We start from the raw sequence: 18,777 nt of genomic DNA on the forward strand, positions 1-18,777 counted from the left end.
CATTTCGCCGCCCTAGAGCCAGCCTGGAACGAGTACGGTGAGCCAGGCCAGACCCGGCCCGACGGCGACGACGATTCCGGCGTAGACGAGCATCTGGCGGTAGAACTTGTCCCGGTCCTGGTCATCGACGTTGGCCAGGACGAGGGCGCCGTTGGTTGAGAAGGGGCTGACGTCCACCACGGTGGCTGCGATTGCAAGGGCTACGACAAAGCCAATCGGCTCGATGGCCCCGGACTGGAGGAACGGTACCGCAAGCGCAATAGCGACGCCGATGATGCCGACCGAGGATGCCATGGCGGAGGTGATGCCCGCCAGGTAGCAAAGCAGGAGAGCCGCGACGAGTGGAATGCCGATGGCAGCGATGCCGTTGCTCACGAACTCGATGGTGCCGGCAGTCTGGAGGACATTGACGTATGTGAGGACGCCGGCCACGAGGATCACCGTGGACCAGCTCACCTTATTCATGGCGTCCTTGGCGGCCTTGGGGGAGAATACGGCCAGGACGGAGGCGATGCTGAGCGACAGAATGCCGACGTCGATTCCGAATACAGCCGTACCGAGAGCGAGGGCAGCAAGGCCCACGAGAGTCAGCTTCTGGTACGGAGTTGCTTTCGGCGCGACGGACGAGGGAGCCGGTGCCGGCGCGGTCGGCTTGGTCAGGACGGCGGTGCCGCCCGTGGCGACACCGGTTCCACCGGTTGAGGGCGCAGGTGAGGCCGAGGATCGGCCGGCAGCAGTTCCTCCGACAACTTCCCCGTCTGCAGAAACCCGCAGCCCCCTGAGTTTGCGTCCGCCCATGGTCAGGTAGACAACAGCGCCGATCAGGGTGTTGAAGACCAGCGGGACAAGGAAGAGCGCGATGGGGCTGACGGGCAGCCCTTCCTTCTCGAGGTAACCGTTGATGAAGGCGCCGTAGACGCTGATGGGGGAAAAGGCCCCGGCCAGCGCGCCGTGGACCACCATCATGCCCATCATGAGCTGGTTGATCTTGTACCGGCGGGCAAAGGGAATAGCGAGAGGAGCAACGACCGCCACCGCGAAGAGCGCACCGACGGAGATCAGGACGGCGGAGAGGGCGAAGAAAATCCATGGGGCTGCGGCGACTTTGCCGCGAACCGCACGCATGCTCCACTGCACCAGCAGGTCGATACTGCCGTTCTGCTGGGCGAAGCCGAAGAGGAAGGTCAGCCCCATCAGGACGAGGAAGAGCTCCCCGGGGAAGCCTGCAACGACGTCGTCCGTTGTCATCCCGACGAGGGGGACGCCGACGGCGAAGGCAGCGACGAAAGCCAGCACGCCCATGTTGACCGAGCGGACGGTGGCCACCAGGAACAGGAGGGCCAGGACAATGATCGAGACAATTTCAGGAGTCATAGTTTTCCCTTGAAAGAGCGGGATGTGAAATTGCATACATTGCATGCAATCCGGACAACCGTAGCATAAGATGTGATGCAGGACATAGCGCCTGCTGTTCGTCTGCGGCGGGGTACTAGCAGCTAGAGGAGATTCGGCCAGTGGCAACCACGACCAATGAAGGCGCGGTGGAGTTCATCCGCTCCGCCATCCTGCGGGGTGTTTATGCACCAGGGGAACGGCTGAAGGAATTCGAAATCGCAGAGCGGACAGGCACCAGCCGCACGCCGGTACGCGAGGCATTCCGGGTGCTGGAAGCCGAAGGCCTGATTGAACTGCTGCCGGGCAGGGGGGCAAGAGTCCGGGTCTACAGTGCCGAAGATGTTGCCATCATCCACGAAATCCGCAGCGTTCTGGAAGGAAAGGTCGCGAAGCGTGCCGTAATGCATGTTTCCAACAGTCACCTCGTGGCCCTCGAAGCCAGCTGCGACCGATTGGAAGCACTTCCCGCCGGTGCTGTCGCGGAATGCGACGAGGAAAACCAGTTCTTCCACGGGCTCATCTTCGATGTGGTGGGCAATGACCGCCTGACGCACATCGCCCGGCGCCAGCTAGAGGTGCCGCTGCCTTACAAGCAGGGCTACTGGGGCTCCGAAGAGGTGAAGCAGTCTTCCGTCACGGCCCATCGCGAGGTCTGTGCGGCACTTCGTGCCGGAGACGGCGACGCTGCCGAGGACGCCATGCGCCGGCATGTGCTCGCCGCCGGCGCCGGGTTGACGCAGGATAGCTCGAGCCCGGCGTCGGCCTTGGCGGCATCCGCCCGCTGACCAGCTGACTCCGCTTGCAGGCCAGGAGCCGCCACCCTGCCGAAGAGGGCAGGGCCGTTCTGTTTCCTTCAGGCGGGCTTCGGGTCGTAACCGAGGGCGTGGCTCGCAGCCTCTGCGGCCTTCGCTACCACCGGGCCTAGCCGCTCGACATCGCCGGGCCCGACCCGCTGCGTTGGGAAGCCTAGCCCCAGCGCCCCGGCCAGGTGCCCTGTGTGGTCGAAAACGGGTGCGCTGATTGAACCCACGTCGTCGTGGCGTTCGCCGAATGCTGCGGCGTAGCCTCGTTCACGTGTTTCCCGGCTCTGGCTGTCCAGTTTGTCGAGGCTGTCGGGGGTTGCCGATGTGAACTTGGCCAGCTCCGACCCAGTGATCGCGTCACGGGCTTCGGGATCATAGGCCAGGAAAACCTTCCCCGGGGCTCCGGCGTGAATCGGCATGACCTGGCCGACGAGGAACGGGCGCATCACCACATGGCGTGTCTCGGCCACTGCAACGATGGTGCGGAAGGCGCCGTCTCGGACGTAGAAGCAGGCGCTTTCCCCGGTTTCGTCACGGAGCTGCTGGAGTATGGGTTTGACCAGGCGAACGACGTCGAGCCCCAAGGTTCCGGGCGTTGCCCACCTCACCAGGCCGATCCCGATCCGATATCTGTCGCCGTCTCGATCGAGGAATCCCTCGCGCACCATGTTCTGGACGAGCCGCTGGCAGGTGCTCGACGGCAGGCCCGTCTTGCGGATGATCTCCTGCAGTGTGGGTTCCGGTGCCTCGATGGAGAAGCAGTTCAGAATCTCCGTCACTTTGTGGAGCACCAGAATCGGCGCCGATCCCTTGTTGCTGTCCGCTGTCACGCTCATGTCCCTTGCCCTGCACAGTTCTCTGCCAAATGCTGGCCATCTTATCGCTCACAGTGCAAGTGATTCTTCGAGCCCAGGTCGGCTGCGATGAATGTGACCCAGTTGACATCTCTACCGATGAACCCGCATCATGGTTTCCGATCCCACGAAGTGGGTTTTCTGAAAGTACTAGCAGCGTGGAGAAACCTGTGAGCACCCCTGACATCGCTTGTGAAGCCGTTCCCGCCCCGAAGCAAAGCGGCCTGTCCCGCATCGGACTCATCGTTCCCAGCTCCAACACCACCATGGAGACCGAACTGCCCGAACTGTTCCGCCGGCAGACCGAAGCCACCGGCCACAAATACACGTTCCACTCCGCCCGTGCCGGCATGAAGAACGTGAACAAGGAAGAACTGCTGGCCATGGTGGGCAAGGCTGCGGATTGCGCCGCGGCTGTCTCCGACGCCGACGTGGATGCCATTGCCTACGCCTGTCTGGTTGCCGTGATGGCGCAGGGCACGAACGCCCATGTCGGTTCCGAAGCGACCATCGCCCAGGCGGCAGAGGACAACGGGCACCCGGCAGCAGTCACCAGCAGCGCCGGCGCACTGGTCCGCACTCTGCAGGAGATGGGCGTTGAAAAAGTCGCCATGGTCACGCCCTACATGAAGCCGCTGACCCAGATGGTCCGCGAGTACATCGAGGGCGCAGGCATTACCGTTCTCGACGCCGTCAGCCTCGAGGTCGCCGACAACCTCGCCGTCGGTTGCCTGGATCCGCAGAACCTGCCGGAGATCGCACGGAACCTGAAGCGCGACGGCGCCGACGCGATTGTGCTGTCTGCCTGCGTGCAGATGCCGTCACTGCCGGCCGTGCAGGCCGTCGAAGACGAGCTCGGACTGCCGGTCATCACCGCCGCGACGGCGACCGCCTACGAGATTCTCAAGTCACTGGGCCACGCGCCCGCCATCACCGGTGCCGGCAGCCTGCTGTCAGGTGCAGGTGTCAAAGTCCCCGCACAGATCTAAACGGTATCCGCCATGTCATTGTCACTCATTGCATTCGCCGTCCTCATCGGCGCATTTGCCATCGGCTCCTTCACCCGCATCAACGCCGGTCTCATCGCGACCGTTGCCGCCTTCGGCGTCGGTACGCTGGTGGCGGGCCTGTCGGTCAAGGACGTCATCGCGCAGTTCCCCGCGGGGCTCTTCTTTATCCTGGTCGGGGCAACACTGCTCTTCGCGATCGTCCGGATCAATGGAACCATCGACCTGCTGGCCTATTGGGCAGAGTTGCTCGCCGGAAACAGAAGGTTCCTGGTCCCGGTCCTGATGTTCCTGCTGACCGCCGCCCTGGCATCAGCGGGTGCATTTACCCCGGCGGCCATCGCCATCGTTGCTCCGGTGGGGCTGGCGCTCGGGTCCAGGTTCGGCATCAGCACCCTGTCGATGGGTCTTGTTATTGTCCAGGGCGCCAACGCCGGTGCCTTTTCGCCGGTGAATCCCTTCGGCGTTCTCGGCAACGTCATGCTCGACGACGCCGGCGCCGCAGAGGATTCGCTCAAACTCTACGTGTACTGCTTCCTGTTCAACGCGGTACTGGCAGTCATCGCGTATCTGCTGATCGAAAGGATCATGAAGAAGCGCGCTGCCCGGGCGGGAGACTCCGGATCGGAAACAAGCCTGACCCCTGCACCCGGGGATGCCGGGTCGACTGGAGGTGCACTCCCGTCCGGATCGGGTACCGGAACTGCTGTCTTGACGGCACCGGCACCCACCGGCGTTGTGACCCCTGCAGCCGGACGTCCTGAAAAAGTTGCTGCAACGCCTATCCGGATCCTGACGCTGGCCGGAATCGGCGCACTGCTGGTCCTGACCACCGTCTTCGGGCTCGACGTCGGCGTAGCTTCCCTGGTTGTCGCCCTGGCCCTGATCGTTGTCAATCCCGGCGTACAGAAGCCCGCCGTCGAGAGTATGCCCTGGTCGGCCATCATCCTGGTCACGGGCATCGTGACCTACGTGGGTATGCTGGAGGAAATGGGCGCCTTGGAAGAGCTCCAGGCAGGAATCGCCGGCCTGGGCAACAGCAGCGTTGCTGCCCTGATTACCAGCTACGTGGTCGGCATCGTCTCGGCGTTCGCTTCAACCACCGGCACACTGGGAGTCATCAGTCCCATCGTTACTCCTATCGCACTTGATCCGATGCTTACGCCCATCGGTGTTGTCACCGCAATTGCGATCAGCTCCTCGGTGGTGGATGTGAGCCCGATGTCCACCAGCGGTGCATTGCTTATGGCTAGTGCCCAGCCGAAGGACGAGCGCATGTTCTTCCGCGCACTGCTGCTGTGGGCCATCGCCATGATCGTGGTCGTGCCACTGCTGGTGTGGTTCATCTTCGTCCAGCTCGGCATCGGTTAGGCCGTATAAGAAGCCGCATAAAAAGGGGAGGGCGTCCGGATCAGACCCGGACGCCCTTTCGCCGTCGTTCCTAGAGCGCGGAGCCGGGACGGAAGTGCCCGGGCCAGTCCGCCTTGCGTATCCGTTTGATCTCCCGCACCTCGCCCATGGTTCCCCATTCGTCCAGGCCCAACCGGGACAGCGGCGCGAGCTGGTCTATCCGCGGGTGCATTCCGTCCAGAACATCTGTCGTCACCACAGCATGGGTGACGACGCCGAAAACCAGCGTGCAGTCGCCCATCGGCATCAACTGGTGGAGCTTGCATTCCAACGCCACCGGCGATTCCTTGACCCGGGGCGGCTTCACCGTGAAGCTCGGCTCACGCGTCAGCCCCGCGGCGTCGAACTCGCTGACGTCGGGCGGGAAGTTGGTTCCTGTCGCGTTGACCTCGGCCATCAGATGGGCGGGGGTCAGATGGACCACGAATTCCTCCGAGGCCCGGATGTTGCGCAGTGAATCCTTTTCGCCCACGGACGTGAACTGGACAATCGGCGGATTCACCGAGGCAACGGTGAAGAACGAATGCGGTGCCAAATTGTCCACGCCCTCCGGCGATGTACTCGACACCCAAGCAATCGGCCGGGGGACCACCACAGCGGTCAACAAGCGGTAGAAATCGCGTGACGATATTTCTTCAGGGCTAAAGTCCGTGCGCATAACTCCACGATAGCTACCGCAGATGAGGCTTGGTGCAAACCAGATCGGACTCCCGGTCACTGAGAATCTCCCTGTGGTGCTGGTCTCTAACTTCGGATAGTGGAGGCAAGTCATTCGACAGTCTCGCTGAAGGAGTCATCATGCAGAACGCTGCGCAAACCAACCCACAAAAGTACGACGCAGTGGTAGTGGGCGCTGGCCTGGCCGGTGTTTACGCCCTTTACAAGCTGCGGAACCAAGGATTGTCGGTCCGTGTACTCGAGGCTGGCAGCGGAATCGGCGGCACCTGGTACCACAATCGCTATCCCGGTGCCCGGTGCGATATTGAATCGCTGGACTATTCCTACTCCTTCGACAATGAACTGCAGCAGGATTGGAGCTGGACCGAACGGTATGCCTCGCAGCCGGAGATCCTGCGCTACATCAACCACGTGGCGGACCGGTTCGACCTGCGCGAGCACATCCAGTTGGATACCAAAGTCACTTCAGCGGTTTTCGACGATGCTACGAACACGTGGACCGTCGGCACCGACGCAGGTGAGCACTTCGAATCACGGTTCGCGGTGATGGCTACGGGCGTCTTGTCCGTTCCCCAGGTCCCGTCCACCACGGGTCTGGAGGACTTCCAGGGAGAGTGGTATCACTCAGGGGACTGGCCGCATGAGGGCGTGGACGTTCGCGGCAAGCGTGTCGGTGTGATCGGCACGGGCTCGTCCGGAACGCAGATGATTCCCATTCTGGCGGACCAGGCCGATGAGCTGCTGGTATTCCAACGGACACCCAACTTCTGCATGCCCGCGCAGAACTATCCGATCAGGCCGGAAGTGGAACAGGAATGGAAGGCCACCTATCCGGAGCGCCGCGCGTTCGCGCGCCAGTCGGGCTTCGGGCACAACCAGGTCACCAACCCGAAGTCCGGCAAGGAAGTTTCGGCGGCGGAACGGCTGGCTGAACTCGAGAACCGCTGGGACCTGGGCGGCCTGTATATGATGCGCGCGTTCAAGGACATTCTGGTGGACAAGGAAGTCAACGACGAGGCCTCCGAGTTTGTCCGCGGGAAGATCCGCAGCATCGTTGCCGACCCGCAAACCGCTGAAGCTCTTTCCCCTCGCCACCTGCCGATCGGTACCAAGCGGTTGTGCTCCGGCACCGGCTACTACGAGACGTTCAACCGGGAAAATGTCACGCTGGTCAACGTCAGGGAGTCGCCGATCGATCGGATTACCGCCACAGGAGTGCGTACCGCGGACGCTGATTACGACGTCGATGTCCTCGTCTTTGCTACCGGTTTCGATGCAATGACCGGCGCCCTAAACCGGCTCAATCCGGTGGGTCGGGACGGACGACAGTTGCGCGACCACTGGGCCGCTGGACCGCAGACCTACCTCGGCCTGACTGTTAGTGGATTCCCCAATATGTTCATCATCGCCGGCCCCGGCAGCCCCTCGGTATTCAGTAACATGGTCACCTCCATCGAGCAGCACGTGGAGTGGATTGCGGACGCCATCGCCCATCTGGACGGCAACGGGTTTGACACCATCGAGGCGAGCCCGGAAGCGGAGGCCGAATGGGTCCGGCACGTGAACGAGGTGGCCAACAAAACCCTTTACCGCGACTCGAAGGCAACGTGGTTCTACGGCGCCAACATCCCGGGCAAGCCGGTGGTTTTCATGCCGTACGTCGGTGGCGTAGGAAATTATTGGAACCGGATTACCGCACTGGCCCAGGCCGGATACACCGGCTTTCTGCTCGACGGCAGGGAGAGCGGATCCGAACCCACTGAGCCCGTCGAGCTCGCCAACCAGGTCCACGCGGCAGGGCAGGAGGAAAAGGCGGCAGCTCGTGCCTAGCCAGGAACCGCCGCCGTTGTTTGTAGCGAGGAAGCGTCGGCTAGTGGTGGGACGGGGACCAGCCCAGGGCCCGGGAGATTCCGGCGGCCGCTATCTGCACGGCAGGCAGTGCCATCCTGGGCGTCTTGCCGTCGTTGGGCAGCAGCACGGAGAGCGCTGCAATTACGTCGCCCTCGGCGTCGCGGACCGGCATGGCGATGCCGGAGACGCCTTCGTCGATCCAGCCGTCCATCCGCGCGTAGCCTTGGCGCCGGATCTCCGCGAAGATCCGGCGGAAATCAGCTGTAGTGGACGGTGTGAAGCGGGTGTATTGCGGCAGCTCGGCGGCCAGGATGGCTTCCTGCAGTTCACGGTTTCCGAACGCGGCCATGACCAGGCCGGGGGAGGCGACCACGGCAGGCAGCCTGCCGGCAATCCTGGTGATGTTGACGACGGCGTCAGGAGCGGACAGTCGTTCAATGTAGAGAATGTCCGTACCGTCCATGACGGAGAGTTGGGTGTGCTGGCGGATGGCGTCCTGCAGGTCCTCCATGAAGGGCAGTGCTGTATTTCGCAGGCTCAATGTCTTGGACTCGCGCGAGGCCAGCTCCCACAAACGTACTCCGGTCTGGACGCCGCCGTCGGACTTGTCCAGGAAGCCCACGTCGATCAGCTCGTTGACCAGACGATAGGTGCTGGCCGCGGGCAGCCCGGTCCGCCGGACAATCTCGGCAGGCGTCAGCGTGGACTTGCCTTTGTCGAACGCTTCAAGGACCTTCACGATCCGGCTCAGCCCGGTTTCGCCCGGCGTGGTTCTCTTCACAACATCATGGTGGCACACAGGAGGAAGACCGAAGATGGATAGCAAACTGCAGGCCCTGCTGGCCTCGATGCTGGAAGCAGGCCGCCGGCCCGTCAGCGAAGGAACACCGGAGCAAGCACGTGCCCAGCTGGCCGCACGGAAGCAGGTTCCGGGCCGTGAGCTTCACCGGATTTACGACGAGGCCGTTCCCACCTCGGGCGGGACGGTCCCAGTCCGCGTCTACCTCTCCGAGGCGGATGGGGCAGGCACTCTTGTCTATTTCCATGGCGGCGGCTGGGTGATGGGCACGTTGGACAGCTTCGACAATGTGGCCCGCGAACTCGCCTTCCACAGTGGAGCCCGCGTGATCAGCGTGGACTACAGTCTGGCCCCGGAGAACCCCTATCCGGCCGCCCTGAACGACGCCATCGATGCCATTGAGTGGGCCGCGGAGCAGTTCCCCGATGAACCGCTCGCCCTGGCCGGAGACAGCGCCGGCGGAAATCTGGCCACAGTCGCCGCGCGGAAGATTCAGGAGCGCAGCACCGCGGGCATCTGCGTCCAGCTGTTGATGTATCCAGTGACGGACAGCGACGCTAACCGGCCGTCCTATCTGGAGGAACCTCCGGTTCCCACCCTGTTCTCGGGGGCGGAGATGAGCTGGTTCTGGGACCATTACGTGCCGGACGCGACGGCACGGCAGGCAGCGGAAGTTTCCCCGCTGCGGGCCGAGTCTCTGGCCGGAATGCCTCCCACAATCATGATCCTGGCCGGTCACGATCCGCTGCGCGATGAAGGCCTGGCCTATGCCCGGAGGTTAGAGGAGCACGGCGTGCCCGTCGAGCTGACGATGTTCGAAGGCATGTGCCACGGCTTCGTCGGGCTGGCGGGGGCGGTCGACCAAGCGGAGGAAGCGCTGCGGCTGGGCGGTGAGGCCGTGCGGAAGCACCTTGGAGCCGCTGTGGTTTTCGGAAACTCGATCAGCAGGACGGAAGGCGTGTAAGTGGACCTGCTGCTTGAGGGAAAGACAGCTGTGGTGACGGGCGGCGCATCCGGCATCGGCGAAGCCATTGCGCGCACTCTGGCGGCTGAGGGGGCTGCAGTGGTCATCGGGGACGTGGACCGGCGGGCCGAAAGTGTGTCCGCGAGCATCAACTGCGACGGCGGCCGCGCGTATTTCGTTCAGGCAGACGTGACGGATGAAACCTCCGTTGCCGTCCTGATGGATGCGGCTCTTGCTACCTTCGGCAGCCTGGATGTGCTGGTGGCTAACGCCGGCATCGCGGAGCAGAAGGCTCCGGTACACGAACTGGACCTAGCGGCTTGGCGGAGGGTCATCGACATCGATCTGACCGGAGTGGCCGTCTGCAATAAATACGCTGCCGGCCAGATGGTGCGAAGCGGCGGTGGATCGGTGATCAATATGGCGTCGATTCTGGCTCACGTGGGCCAGGCCAATAGCCAGGCGTATTCTGCCGCTAAGGCCGGCGTCGTTAATTTCACCCGCAGCGCCGCGCTGACGTACGCGCAGCAGGGCATCCGCTTCAATTGCGTGTCGCCGGGCTATGTGGACACGCCGCTGGTGGCCGCCTTGCCAATAGAAACCCGCGCGCAGATGCTGACCCGCCAGCCGATCGGACGGCTGGCGCGGCCGGCGGAGATCGCCAACGTCGTGGCGTTCCTGGCGAGCGATAGGTCATCTATCATCACCGGCGCCTGCATTAATGCAGACGGCGGTTACACCGCAATCTGACATCCAGTCGGCGGAAACGACAATTCCATCGTGGCGGTGTCTGCCCGAGATTCGTCCTGCCGCTACAAATATAGGAGCAGTAATGAACAGCAAGCCCGTGCAATGCGACGTTCTTGTCATCGGGTCCGGTGTTGCCGGACTGGCGGCAGCGATCAAGGCGGCGAAGCAGGGCCTGAGCGTGATCGTGGCCGAGAAGGAGCAGTATCTTGGCGGGACCACCGCGATTTCCGCGGGCTGGGCGTGGGTTCCCGGCAACAAGCAGGGTGTGGCCCAGGGCGATACCCGCGAAGAGGCGGAGACTTATTTGAGGAACCTAGCCCCGGATACCTTCAATGAGGCAGGGGTGAAGCAGTTCCTGGACACCGTGCCGGAGACCCTCGAGTTCTTCGAGAACGAGACCGAGGTCAAATTCGTCTACCCGGAAAAGGCCCCGGATTACCAGATGGATTTGCCCGGTGCGCGGATGTCGGGGCGGGCGATCATCCCGCAGGACGTGGACGCCCGCATTCTGGGGGACAAGCGCCTGCTGATGCAGCCGTACATGAGTTCCTACACCGTGTTCGGCTACATGCCGCAGGTCGGCCCGGACATCAACGAGTTCTTCCACGTGAACCAATCGCTTAAATCCTTCACCTACGTAACTAGGAAGCTGCTCCGTACCTGGATCGACACCGCCCGGTATAAGCGAGCGGTGCTGCGCTCGAACGGAAACTCGATGATGACCCGAATGGTCAAGAGCGCAGATGACCTGGGCGTGCGGCTATGGGTGAACAGCCCGGCGCTCTCCCTGCACAAGAACGACGACGGCGTCGTCGACGGGGCGGCGCTCGGGGGCGTACACGCCGGCCGTGTGCACGCGAGACTCGGCGTCATCCTCGCGGCCGGCGGTTTCTCCGGCAACAAGGAACTGCGCCGGCAGTACTTCCCGCATGATCCCAACGGGGACAACCACTTCACGCCCACCATCGGGCACGGCGGCGATGCCGTCACTCTGGCCCGTAAGGCCGGCGGATACATCGACGACTCCGTCTACTCCGTCGGGTCCTGGGCCCCGGTGACGGTTTTCAAGTACCTCAACGGCAGGCAGCGATTGTTCCCGCATCTGCGGGCCATCGGGCTCCCGGGGCTGATCGCGGTGGACCGCGACGGCAACCGGTTCGGCAACGAAGCGCTGAGCTACCACGACTTCGGCGGACAGATGCTTGCCCATATGAAGGGCCAGACCGAGACCTCTGCGTGGGTGATCGCCGACGCGAAGACCATGCACAAATACGGTATCGGCTACGCCAAACCATGGCCAATGCCGCGCGGCTATTTCTACAAGACCGGTTACCTCGTCAAGGGCGACTCCCTGGCGGATCTGGCGCAGAAGATCGGTGTCGATGCCGACAATCTGAAGGCCACCATCCGGGACTTCAACAAGGGCGCCGATGCCGGCGAAGACCCGGCCTTCGGCCGCGGTTCCACGCTGTACAACAACTTCCGCGGCGACATGGAACACAAACCCAACCCGAACCTGGCCCCACTCGATGAGGGCAAGTTCTATGCAGCGAAGATCCAGATGGGTGACCTCGGTACCTTCGCCGGGCTCGGCATCAACGATCGCTCCGAAGTAGTGACCGAGGCAGGCGAAGCTGTGCCGGGACTGTATGCAGTGGGCGCTGCCGCGGTGTCCGTCTTCGGTGGCGGCTACCCCGGCTACGGCTCCCACATCGGCCCGGCCCTCGTCTTCGGCTACCGCGCCGGACGCGACATCGCCAAACACGCCGCAGAACGCGGCGCCACCCGCATCTGAATCCAGCTTGGAGATGGTAGCCAGCAGTGACATGAGCCACAAATATTCTCGGTCACCGGGAATCACTCTTCGTACTCGGAGCTTGAGATCCCACTCTGGAAGAAGTTCCGCAGAACAGCAAAGTCCGGCCCTTGTGGCCATCAGTTGGGGCCGCAGATGCACAGTGGCATCCGCGGGTAAGAACAAACTTGGAGGAAACATGAGCGTTAAGGCTCTGAAGAAGTGGGCCGGCGTCGGCATGGCGGCCGCATTGGTCGCCGGTCTTGCTGCCTGCGGCTCGGACGGCGAAACCGGCACACCCGCCGCCGGCACTGGTGACGGACCGGAACAGGCGACTATCGTCGTCGGCACCCAGACCTTCGCCGAGCTGGCCCCTCTGCACATGGCCATCGAGCAGGGGATTTTCGAAAACCACGGGCTGACCGTGGAACTGGCAGATTCCACCGGTGGCGGTGCCGGCCTGATCCCGGGCATGGTGGCCGGTGACATCGACGTGGTGTACAGCAACTATGTCTCCTTGATGCAGGGGGCTGACAAGGGGCTGCCGCTGCAGGTCATCCGCGAGAATGACCGTCCCGGTGTGCAGGCGCTGTATGTGACGCCGGAGAGCGGGATCAAGGAGCCCGAGGACCTGGCCGGCAAGACCATCGCCGTCAACGGCCTGGGCAACATCATGGAGCTGACCTCCCGTGCGGTCCTTGAATCCCACGGCGTCACGGACGCAAAGTTTGTGGAGATCCCGCCGCCCAACATGGAAGCTGCGCTTGCACAGGGTCAGGTGGACGCCGCCTGGCTGGTTGAGCCGTTCGTGACCATTGCTACCGGCACCATCGGCGCCACGCCCGTGGTCAGCGCCTTTGAAGGACCTACCGAGAACGTCCCGGTGGCCGGCTGGGCCGTGCGGACGGACTTCGCCGAGCAGAACCCGAAGACCGTGTCCGCCTTCGTGGACGCGATGGACGAGGCCATGGCCATCGCCGTGGATGACGAGCAGGCCGTCAAGGACTCCCTGCTGACCTTCACCGAGATTCCCGAAGAAGTGGTGGCCAAGCTGAATCCCATCTCCTTCGCCGAGAAGTCAGATTTCAGCAAGCTCTCGGATCTGAACGAGATCATGCTGGACCAAGGGCTCATTGAGAAGCCAGTGGACCTTGAGGAGTTCGTCGCCGAGGTCCAGTAGCCTCCTGACAACGAGTAAGGGTGCGTTGCCGCTGCGAAGGTGGCGGCGCACCCTTCTCTCATGGGACCAATGACATCAGCAACAGGGATGCCGGAAACGGCCCATCAGCCCCGAGGACGTGCTTCGATGAATCTGTCACCCCAGCTTGGCAGTACACCAAGTGGACCGCGCATCGCCGTACTTGGCGGCGGCATCGGCGGACTCGCAGCGGCCGCTTTCCTGCATAGGGCAGGCCTGCACGCGATTGTGTTCGAGCAGGCTCCGGCCCTCGGCGAAGTGGGCGCCGGCCTGGTTGTCTCGCCCAACGCAATGCGCCTGATCCGCAGGCTCGGCCACCTCGACTCATTCTTGGAGGAAGCGGTCCCGCTTGAGGTGGGCTGGGAGTTCCGTCGCTGGGAAAACGGCGAGGTCCTATCGGCTGAACAGCTCACCGCTCGATGTGAGGACCTGTACGGTGAACGCACTTACGTGGCACACCGGGCAGACCTCCTCAGAGCTCTAACAGCGGCAGTACCTGAGGAGTGGCTTCGTCTGGGCAAGCGGTGCATTGACGTCACGCAGCATTCAGCTGGTGCGGAGCTAAAGTTCGACGACGGCACTGTCTTCAGTGCCGATGTTGTTATTGGCGCAGACGGCGTGCATTCAGTCGTCCGAGGCACCATCGCTCAAGCCGAACCACCCGAGTACTCCGGCATGTGCGCGTACCGTGCGATCGTGCCGGCTGAGGCCGCCCCCGAGTTTGCCCGCTGCCCCGCACAGACGCTGTGGATCGGACCGGACCATCATCTGGTGCACTACCCGATCTCAGGCGGCAAAGCCGTCAACCTCGTCGCCTTTGGCCCGGCTGGCGATTTTACCGAGGAATCATGGAGTACAAAGGCGACCATCGAAGAGTTTCTCGCTGAGTTCGCCGGCTGGGATCCACGGCTGACAGACCTCATTCGAGCCGGGGGCACACCCGGGCGATGGGCACTGCTGGACCGCGCCCCGTTGAAGCAGTGGTCGCACGGCCGGATCACGCTGCTCGGCGATGCGGCCCATCCGATGTTCCCGTTCTTCGCCCAAGGTGCCGCCCAAGCCATTGAGGATGCCGCTGTTCTGGCCCAATGCCTGGCAGCGGATCCGGATAGCCCGGCAAGTGCGCTGAAGGCCTACGAACAACTGCGCATCGAACGGACCACCAAGATCCAGCAACTCAGCCACGCCCGCAAGGACATCAACCACCTGCCGGACGGTCCTGCCCAGCAGGAGCGCGACGCCGCCCTGGCTCAGGGCGATCCACTGGTCAAGAATGGCTGGCTTTACGGCTACGACGCCGAACTGCGGGGCAAGGAAGCATATGCCGCGATCGCACCGGGCCCGGAGCTGGACTGAACAGGCGGTGCCGGCCTGCTAGTTTGTGGTCATGACAGAACGCGTAGGACAACTCGCATCAATCTCGCTCGACTGCTCGGACACCGACCAACTCGCAACCTTCTACTCGCGCCTTCTGGGCCTTGAGGAAGCATTCGCCACTCCGGACCGCGGCGTCGTCGCACTCTCTGGAGCAGGCCCCATGCTCACGTTGATGCGGGTCGACAGCTATGCTCCACCCTCCTGGCCGGAAGGTCCGCAGCACCAGCAATTCCACCTGGACGTTGCCGTCAGCGAACTGGAGCCCGCCGTCGCGAGTGCAATTGCCTTGGGCGCCACGGAGGCGGAGCACCAGCCCGCTCCCAACCAGTGGCGCGTGCTCGTCGATCCCGTAGGACATCCCTTTTGCCTCACCGTCGTCTGTCCGGACTGAGACTTTCCAGCGCTATCCGGTCGGCGCCGGTGCCGGTTCATCAGCTGGAGCCGGCGCGGGCTCCTGCTCTGGTGCAGGTGCGGGTTGCGGCGTGCTGGTGGTTATCGGCGCCGGGGGAGAAGTAGCCGTTCCGGGCTCCGGTTCGCCGCTAGGCTCTTGTGCGGGTGCTGGTTGAGGCTCGTTCTCTGGGTCCGACGGAGGTATTGCATCTGACGACGACGTCGGGTCAGAGGTGCCAGGCTCAGGCGGCGGATTGGTGGATCCCGGCGCCTCCTGAGGCTCACCGTCTGAGTCTTGCCCCGGAGTGGGCTCAGTGTCTGGCTCTACCTCTGTGTCAGCATCGGATTCCGCTTCAGTGCTGCTGCTCCCGCCGCTGGTGGCAACGTCCTTTTCTATGATGCCGAGAATGCGCGCCTTGTAGTCGTTCAGGCGGCCTTGGATCTGGTCCAGGGGAACATCCTCGAGCGACCGGCCGTAGGCGGCTATCTCCTCCCACAGCGCCGCGAGCTCATCCATACCTGCATCGCTCAACGGACCGTCAAGGGTGAGGACAAGCTGGCTGGCCAGGGCGTAGGTGAGGCATTCGACGCAGTTGTAGTTGGCCGCTGCCGAAAGGTTTTGCGGCACCACAACGTCGGCCTGCCCCAGGACCAGGACAACTTGGAATCCGACGGCGACGGCGGTGCAGTCGCGGCAGGAGGCAAAGGCGTAGGCCTCGTTGGTGGTATCCACCGGCCCGTCATCGGCCCAGACCAGGGCGAATGCGACGTCGTAAACAACCGATCCGTCCTCGGTGTTGACGGCAAGGGCCTGGTTGCCGTCTTCCTCGGGAGCCAGCGGTTTGTCGAAGGGGAAGACCCAGGCCGGGGGCGCATCTGCGACGGCAGGTTCAACAACGGTGGCGTCAGAGCCGCCGTCGTTCGCTTGATCTTCACTGGTTTCCGCGGTGCCGGTCTCTGTCCCCCCGGCCTCGTTGTTGCGGGGAACGAGGACCATCGCCAGTTGCGGATTCTCCGCGGTGGGGAGGTCAGTACCGGACGCCCAGGCCGTGACAGTTTGGCCTGCCCGACCCTCGGTAAGTCCGGCGGAGGAAGCCGGGGTGAGGGAAGCGGTTGCATCTAACAGGGTTCCGCGTTCATAGGGCTGGACCGGGCGGTAGGCTCCATCGTCGGGCCACCAGGCCCAGGCAAGACCGGCGAGAACGGCAGCCGCGGCGGCAATGGCGGTAGCGCGCCGAAACGGCCGGCCACGGGTTTTCGTCCAGACCGCGGTGGCGAGCTGCCGGGCCAGGCGCAGCAGGATGTAGGCGATGCCGAGGATGGGAAGTGCGACGGCGGTGATGGCCAGCACCCGCACGGCCATGCCAGCCAGGTCGCCGTCGGAGCCGGCCTCCGCCAGCAGCCGCTGTTGTTCCAGGACGCTGGCCCAGGCCGTGCCCAGGACCCGGGGAAGCGAGACCACCATCATGACCAGGCAGAACAGGAGCAGCGGAACCGTGACCAGGACCCACACGGTCACGACGGCCCTGGCCCACGGTTTGAGCAGCTTGGGCTCGGGGTCGGACCAGCGCCAGGGCAGCAGCCCGATCAACGTGGGCTTGATCCGCTGGAACAGGTCGGGAACCCCGGTCGCGTCGGCGAGGATGTGGTAGCCGTCGAATCGGACCAGGGGCAGCAGTTGGCGCACCATCTGCAGTATCTGGGTCACCACCACCAGCAGCAGCGCGTCGAAACCGGTGAGCCACCAGATGCCCATCGTGCCCACCACGACGATGGCGTTGAAATACAGGCCGCCCAGATCCGTGCGGATCCGACCGCCGCGTCCGAGCCGGTAGGAGTCCGTGACGTCGGTATAGAAGGCAGGCCAGATCAGGTACAGACCGACGCCCATGGCGCCCGGGGTTGCTCCGCCGCGACGGGCCGCGGCGGCATGGCCGAACTCGTGGAAGCCGGCCGAGAGGATGGTGATGGCGAAAACCAGGAGCAGCAGCCCGGGGTTGGCGAAGGCTTCATGCGTCGCCGACCCAAGGCCCTTGACCAGCAGCACCCACCAGCACGCCACAAGGAAGGCGGCTGTTACGGGCAGCGCGATCAGCGGATGGAACAGCGCGGCGAACGGAGCCGTGAGCTTTCGGGTCCGTGCAGGATCGGTGACCGTGTACCGGAAGCGCATGCCCAGCAGCGGACTGGCTTTCCTGACTTCGGGCTGTGTGCCGTCCGCCAGCCGCAGTAGTCCCAGCGGCAGCAGCTGCTTCTCAATCAGGGTCTGCACGTTGCCGGCAGTGATCAGCCTGCCGCTCCGGGCGCTGGCATGTTCAGCGACCTGCTTGAGGCTGCGGGAGCCGTCCACTCCCGCCAGAACCGCGTACAGCAGGGGAGTGAGCTGGATGGTCTGGCCGTCTGCGCGCCGGACCAGTGCGGGCGGCTCCCGGTAGCCGGAACCCTGTGCCGGTCCGAGGAGCTGCACGCCGTCGGCCAGCGCCGGGACTTCCACGGAAGCGGGTGCAGCGGACGCGGCATCGGGCAGCGGGCCGCCCGTGGCTGGCGGCCCGCTCGGACTCATGCTCATTCAGGGACTATTGTTCGAGATCGGACTGCTGGTCGGCGCTGGCCTCGGCGGCACCGTCGATCTGCTGGTTGATGATGGCGTCCTGCTGCGCCACCGCGGTCGCCTCGCTGTCCACCGAGCCGATGTTGGCGGCCACCGCGGCGTCGATGGGCGCGGCAACGTTGGCGTTGGCAGCAACAGCGCCGTTAATGGGGGCAGCAATGTCGGCGTCCGCGGCCAAATCCACGTTTACATTGAGCAGGTTCCCGTCAAGCGTGGGCCCAAGGTCCTCGGTGATGGATCCGGCATCGGGCAGCGTGCCGTCGGGCAGTAGCGCCGGGTCAGTGGCTTCCTGTGCGCTGACGCCCTCCTGCAAGGGCGCAGCATCGCCGACGGCGGCGTCCGTTCCTGCAGCGGAGCCCGCAGTTGTGTCGGCGCCCTCCACCGTGTCGTTGCTTTGGTCGATGGTGCTGTCCTGCGTGGATTCGGCGGTTGCATCGGCCGTGATGCCCTGGTCGATGATGACGCCCTGATCGGAGAGCGCCTGCGAGGTGGAGCCGGACGAAAGAATGTTGGCCGAGGCAGCGGCATCAATCGGCGCCGCTACGTTGGCGTTAGCCGCCACGGCCAGATCAATCGGCGCGGCTGCATCGATGGCCAAGTCGAGATCCGCATTCAGATCGAGAATGGACGCGACTTCCTTATCCGGCAGTGCGGTGCCGGACTGGGATTCGAGTTCCTCCGGCGACAGCGGGGTGAGGTCCTGTTCATTGCTCATCAAAATCTCCGTCTCCGGCGCAAAGCGCCATCCGTTCCGGCCACTGGCCCAAACATGCCGATTCCTGCTAAATAGCCCGGAGATGCCCGAGCCCTAATTATTGGAAGCATACTGATGAATCCTTCCATTGTGGCAGCACAGGCAGAAATTGTGTGGGGCCACCGCGATAACGCCACGATC

General features: G+C 63.8%; 16 protein-coding genes. 10 read left to right on the plus strand and 6 right to left on the minus strand.

The window, feature by feature from the left end; all coding sequences use genetic code 11:
* Positions 1 to 12: 12 nt before the first annotated feature.
* A complete protein-coding gene (locus AC20117_RS11965; protein ID WP_101632589.1) occupies positions 13 to 1,374 on the minus strand; it encodes an SLC13 family permease in 1,362 nt (453 codons plus the stop codon).
* Positions 1,375 to 1,514: 140 nt separating this feature from the next.
* Between AC20117_RS11965 and AC20117_RS11970 the strand changes: the two genes are divergently transcribed.
* Positions 1,515 to 2,180, plus strand: a complete 666-nt coding sequence (locus AC20117_RS11970; protein ID WP_074699542.1) for a GntR family transcriptional regulator — start codon at positions 1,515 to 1,517, stop codon at positions 2,178 to 2,180.
* Positions 2,181 to 2,248: 68 nt separating this feature from the next.
* Here AC20117_RS11970 and AC20117_RS11975 read toward each other — a convergent pair whose 3' ends face one another.
* On the minus strand, positions 2,249 to 3,034 hold the full coding sequence (locus AC20117_RS11975; RefSeq protein WP_074699541.1) for an IclR family transcriptional regulator: 786 nt from the start codon (positions 3,032 to 3,034) through the stop codon (positions 2,249 to 2,251).
* A 188-nt stretch (positions 3,035 to 3,222) separates the two neighbouring features.
* Between AC20117_RS11975 and AC20117_RS11980 the strand changes: the two genes are divergently transcribed.
* The gene (locus AC20117_RS11980) at positions 3,223 to 4,041 is read left to right on the plus strand and encodes a maleate cis-trans isomerase family protein (RefSeq protein WP_074699540.1); all 819 of its coding nucleotides are present in this window, start codon (positions 3,223 to 3,225) and stop codon (positions 4,039 to 4,041) included.
* A gap of 12 nt (positions 4,042 to 4,053) precedes the next feature.
* Positions 4,054 to 5,430, plus strand: coding sequence for an SLC13 family permease (locus AC20117_RS11985; RefSeq protein WP_074699539.1), 1,377 nt, complete (start codon positions 4,054 to 4,056; stop codon positions 5,428 to 5,430).
* A gap of 70 nt (positions 5,431 to 5,500) precedes the next feature.
* Here AC20117_RS11985 and AC20117_RS11990 read toward each other — a convergent pair whose 3' ends face one another.
* Positions 5,501 to 6,037: a flavin reductase family protein gene (locus AC20117_RS11990; RefSeq protein WP_418202218.1), complete on the minus strand. Its 537-nt coding sequence runs from the start codon at positions 6,035 to 6,037 to the stop codon at positions 5,501 to 5,503.
* Positions 6,038 to 6,267: 230 nt separating this feature from the next.
* Here AC20117_RS11990 and AC20117_RS11995 point away from each other — a divergent pair, with 230 nt between their 5' ends.
* Positions 6,268 to 7,977, plus strand: a complete 1,710-nt coding sequence (locus AC20117_RS11995; protein ID WP_074699537.1) for a flavin-containing monooxygenase — start codon at positions 6,268 to 6,270, stop codon at positions 7,975 to 7,977.
* Positions 7,978 to 8,017: 40 nt separating this feature from the next.
* Here the strand turns inward: AC20117_RS11995 and AC20117_RS12000 are convergent, their stop codons facing one another.
* The gene (locus AC20117_RS12000; protein WP_074699536.1) at positions 8,018 to 8,779 is read right to left on the minus strand and encodes an IclR family transcriptional regulator; all 762 of its coding nucleotides are present in this window, start codon (positions 8,777 to 8,779) and stop codon (positions 8,018 to 8,020) included.
* Between the two features lie 34 nt (positions 8,780 to 8,813).
* On the opposite strand from AC20117_RS12000, the gene AC20117_RS12005 reads away from it, so the two are divergent.
* From AC20117_RS12005 to AC20117_RS12030, 6 genes are all read left to right on the plus strand, one after another.
* Positions 8,814 to 9,761 (plus strand): alpha/beta hydrolase, encoded by a 948-nt coding sequence (locus AC20117_RS12005; RefSeq protein ID WP_101632590.1) that lies wholly within the window; start codon positions 8,814 to 8,816, stop codon positions 9,759 to 9,761.
* On the plus strand, positions 9,762 to 10,511 hold the full coding sequence (locus AC20117_RS12010) for a cis-4-hydroxycyclohexanecarboxylate dehydrogenase (RefSeq protein WP_211482281.1): 750 nt from the start codon (positions 9,762 to 9,764) through the stop codon (positions 10,509 to 10,511).
* An 82-nt stretch (positions 10,512 to 10,593) separates the two neighbouring features.
* Positions 10,594 to 12,306: a 4-oxocyclohex-2-ene-1-carboxylate 5-dehydrogenase gene (locus AC20117_RS12015; RefSeq protein WP_074699535.1), complete on the plus strand. Its 1,713-nt coding sequence runs from the start codon at positions 10,594 to 10,596 to the stop codon at positions 12,304 to 12,306.
* Positions 12,307 to 12,505: 199 nt separating this feature from the next.
* Positions 12,506 to 13,486, plus strand: coding sequence for an ABC transporter substrate-binding protein (locus tag AC20117_RS12020; RefSeq protein WP_074699534.1), 981 nt, complete (start codon positions 12,506 to 12,508; stop codon positions 13,484 to 13,486).
* Between the two features lie 126 nt (positions 13,487 to 13,612).
* Positions 13,613 to 14,860, plus strand: a complete 1,248-nt coding sequence (locus AC20117_RS12025; protein ID WP_074699533.1) for an FAD-dependent monooxygenase — start codon at positions 13,613 to 13,615, stop codon at positions 14,858 to 14,860.
* A gap of 31 nt (positions 14,861 to 14,891) precedes the next feature.
* On the plus strand, positions 14,892 to 15,272 hold the full coding sequence (locus tag AC20117_RS12030) for a VOC family protein (protein ID WP_074699532.1): 381 nt from the start codon (positions 14,892 to 14,894) through the stop codon (positions 15,270 to 15,272).
* 12 nt (positions 15,273 to 15,284) lie between these two features.
* On the opposite strand, the gene AC20117_RS12035 is transcribed toward AC20117_RS12030, so the two are convergent.
* The gene (locus AC20117_RS12035) at positions 15,285 to 17,840 is read right to left on the minus strand and encodes a hypothetical protein (protein ID WP_236777290.1); all 2,556 of its coding nucleotides are present in this window, start codon (positions 17,838 to 17,840) and stop codon (positions 15,285 to 15,287) included.
* 7 nt (positions 17,841 to 17,847) lie between these two features.
* Positions 17,848 to 18,597 (minus strand): peptidoglycan-binding protein, encoded by a 750-nt coding sequence (locus tag AC20117_RS12040; protein ID WP_074699530.1) that lies wholly within the window; start codon positions 18,595 to 18,597, stop codon positions 17,848 to 17,850.
* Between the last annotated feature and the right edge of the window lie 180 nt (positions 18,598 to 18,777).

Source organism: Arthrobacter crystallopoietes (assembly GCF_002849715.1).
Taxonomy (GTDB): domain Bacteria; phylum Actinomycetota; class Actinomycetes; order Actinomycetales; family Micrococcaceae; genus Crystallibacter; species Crystallibacter crystallopoietes.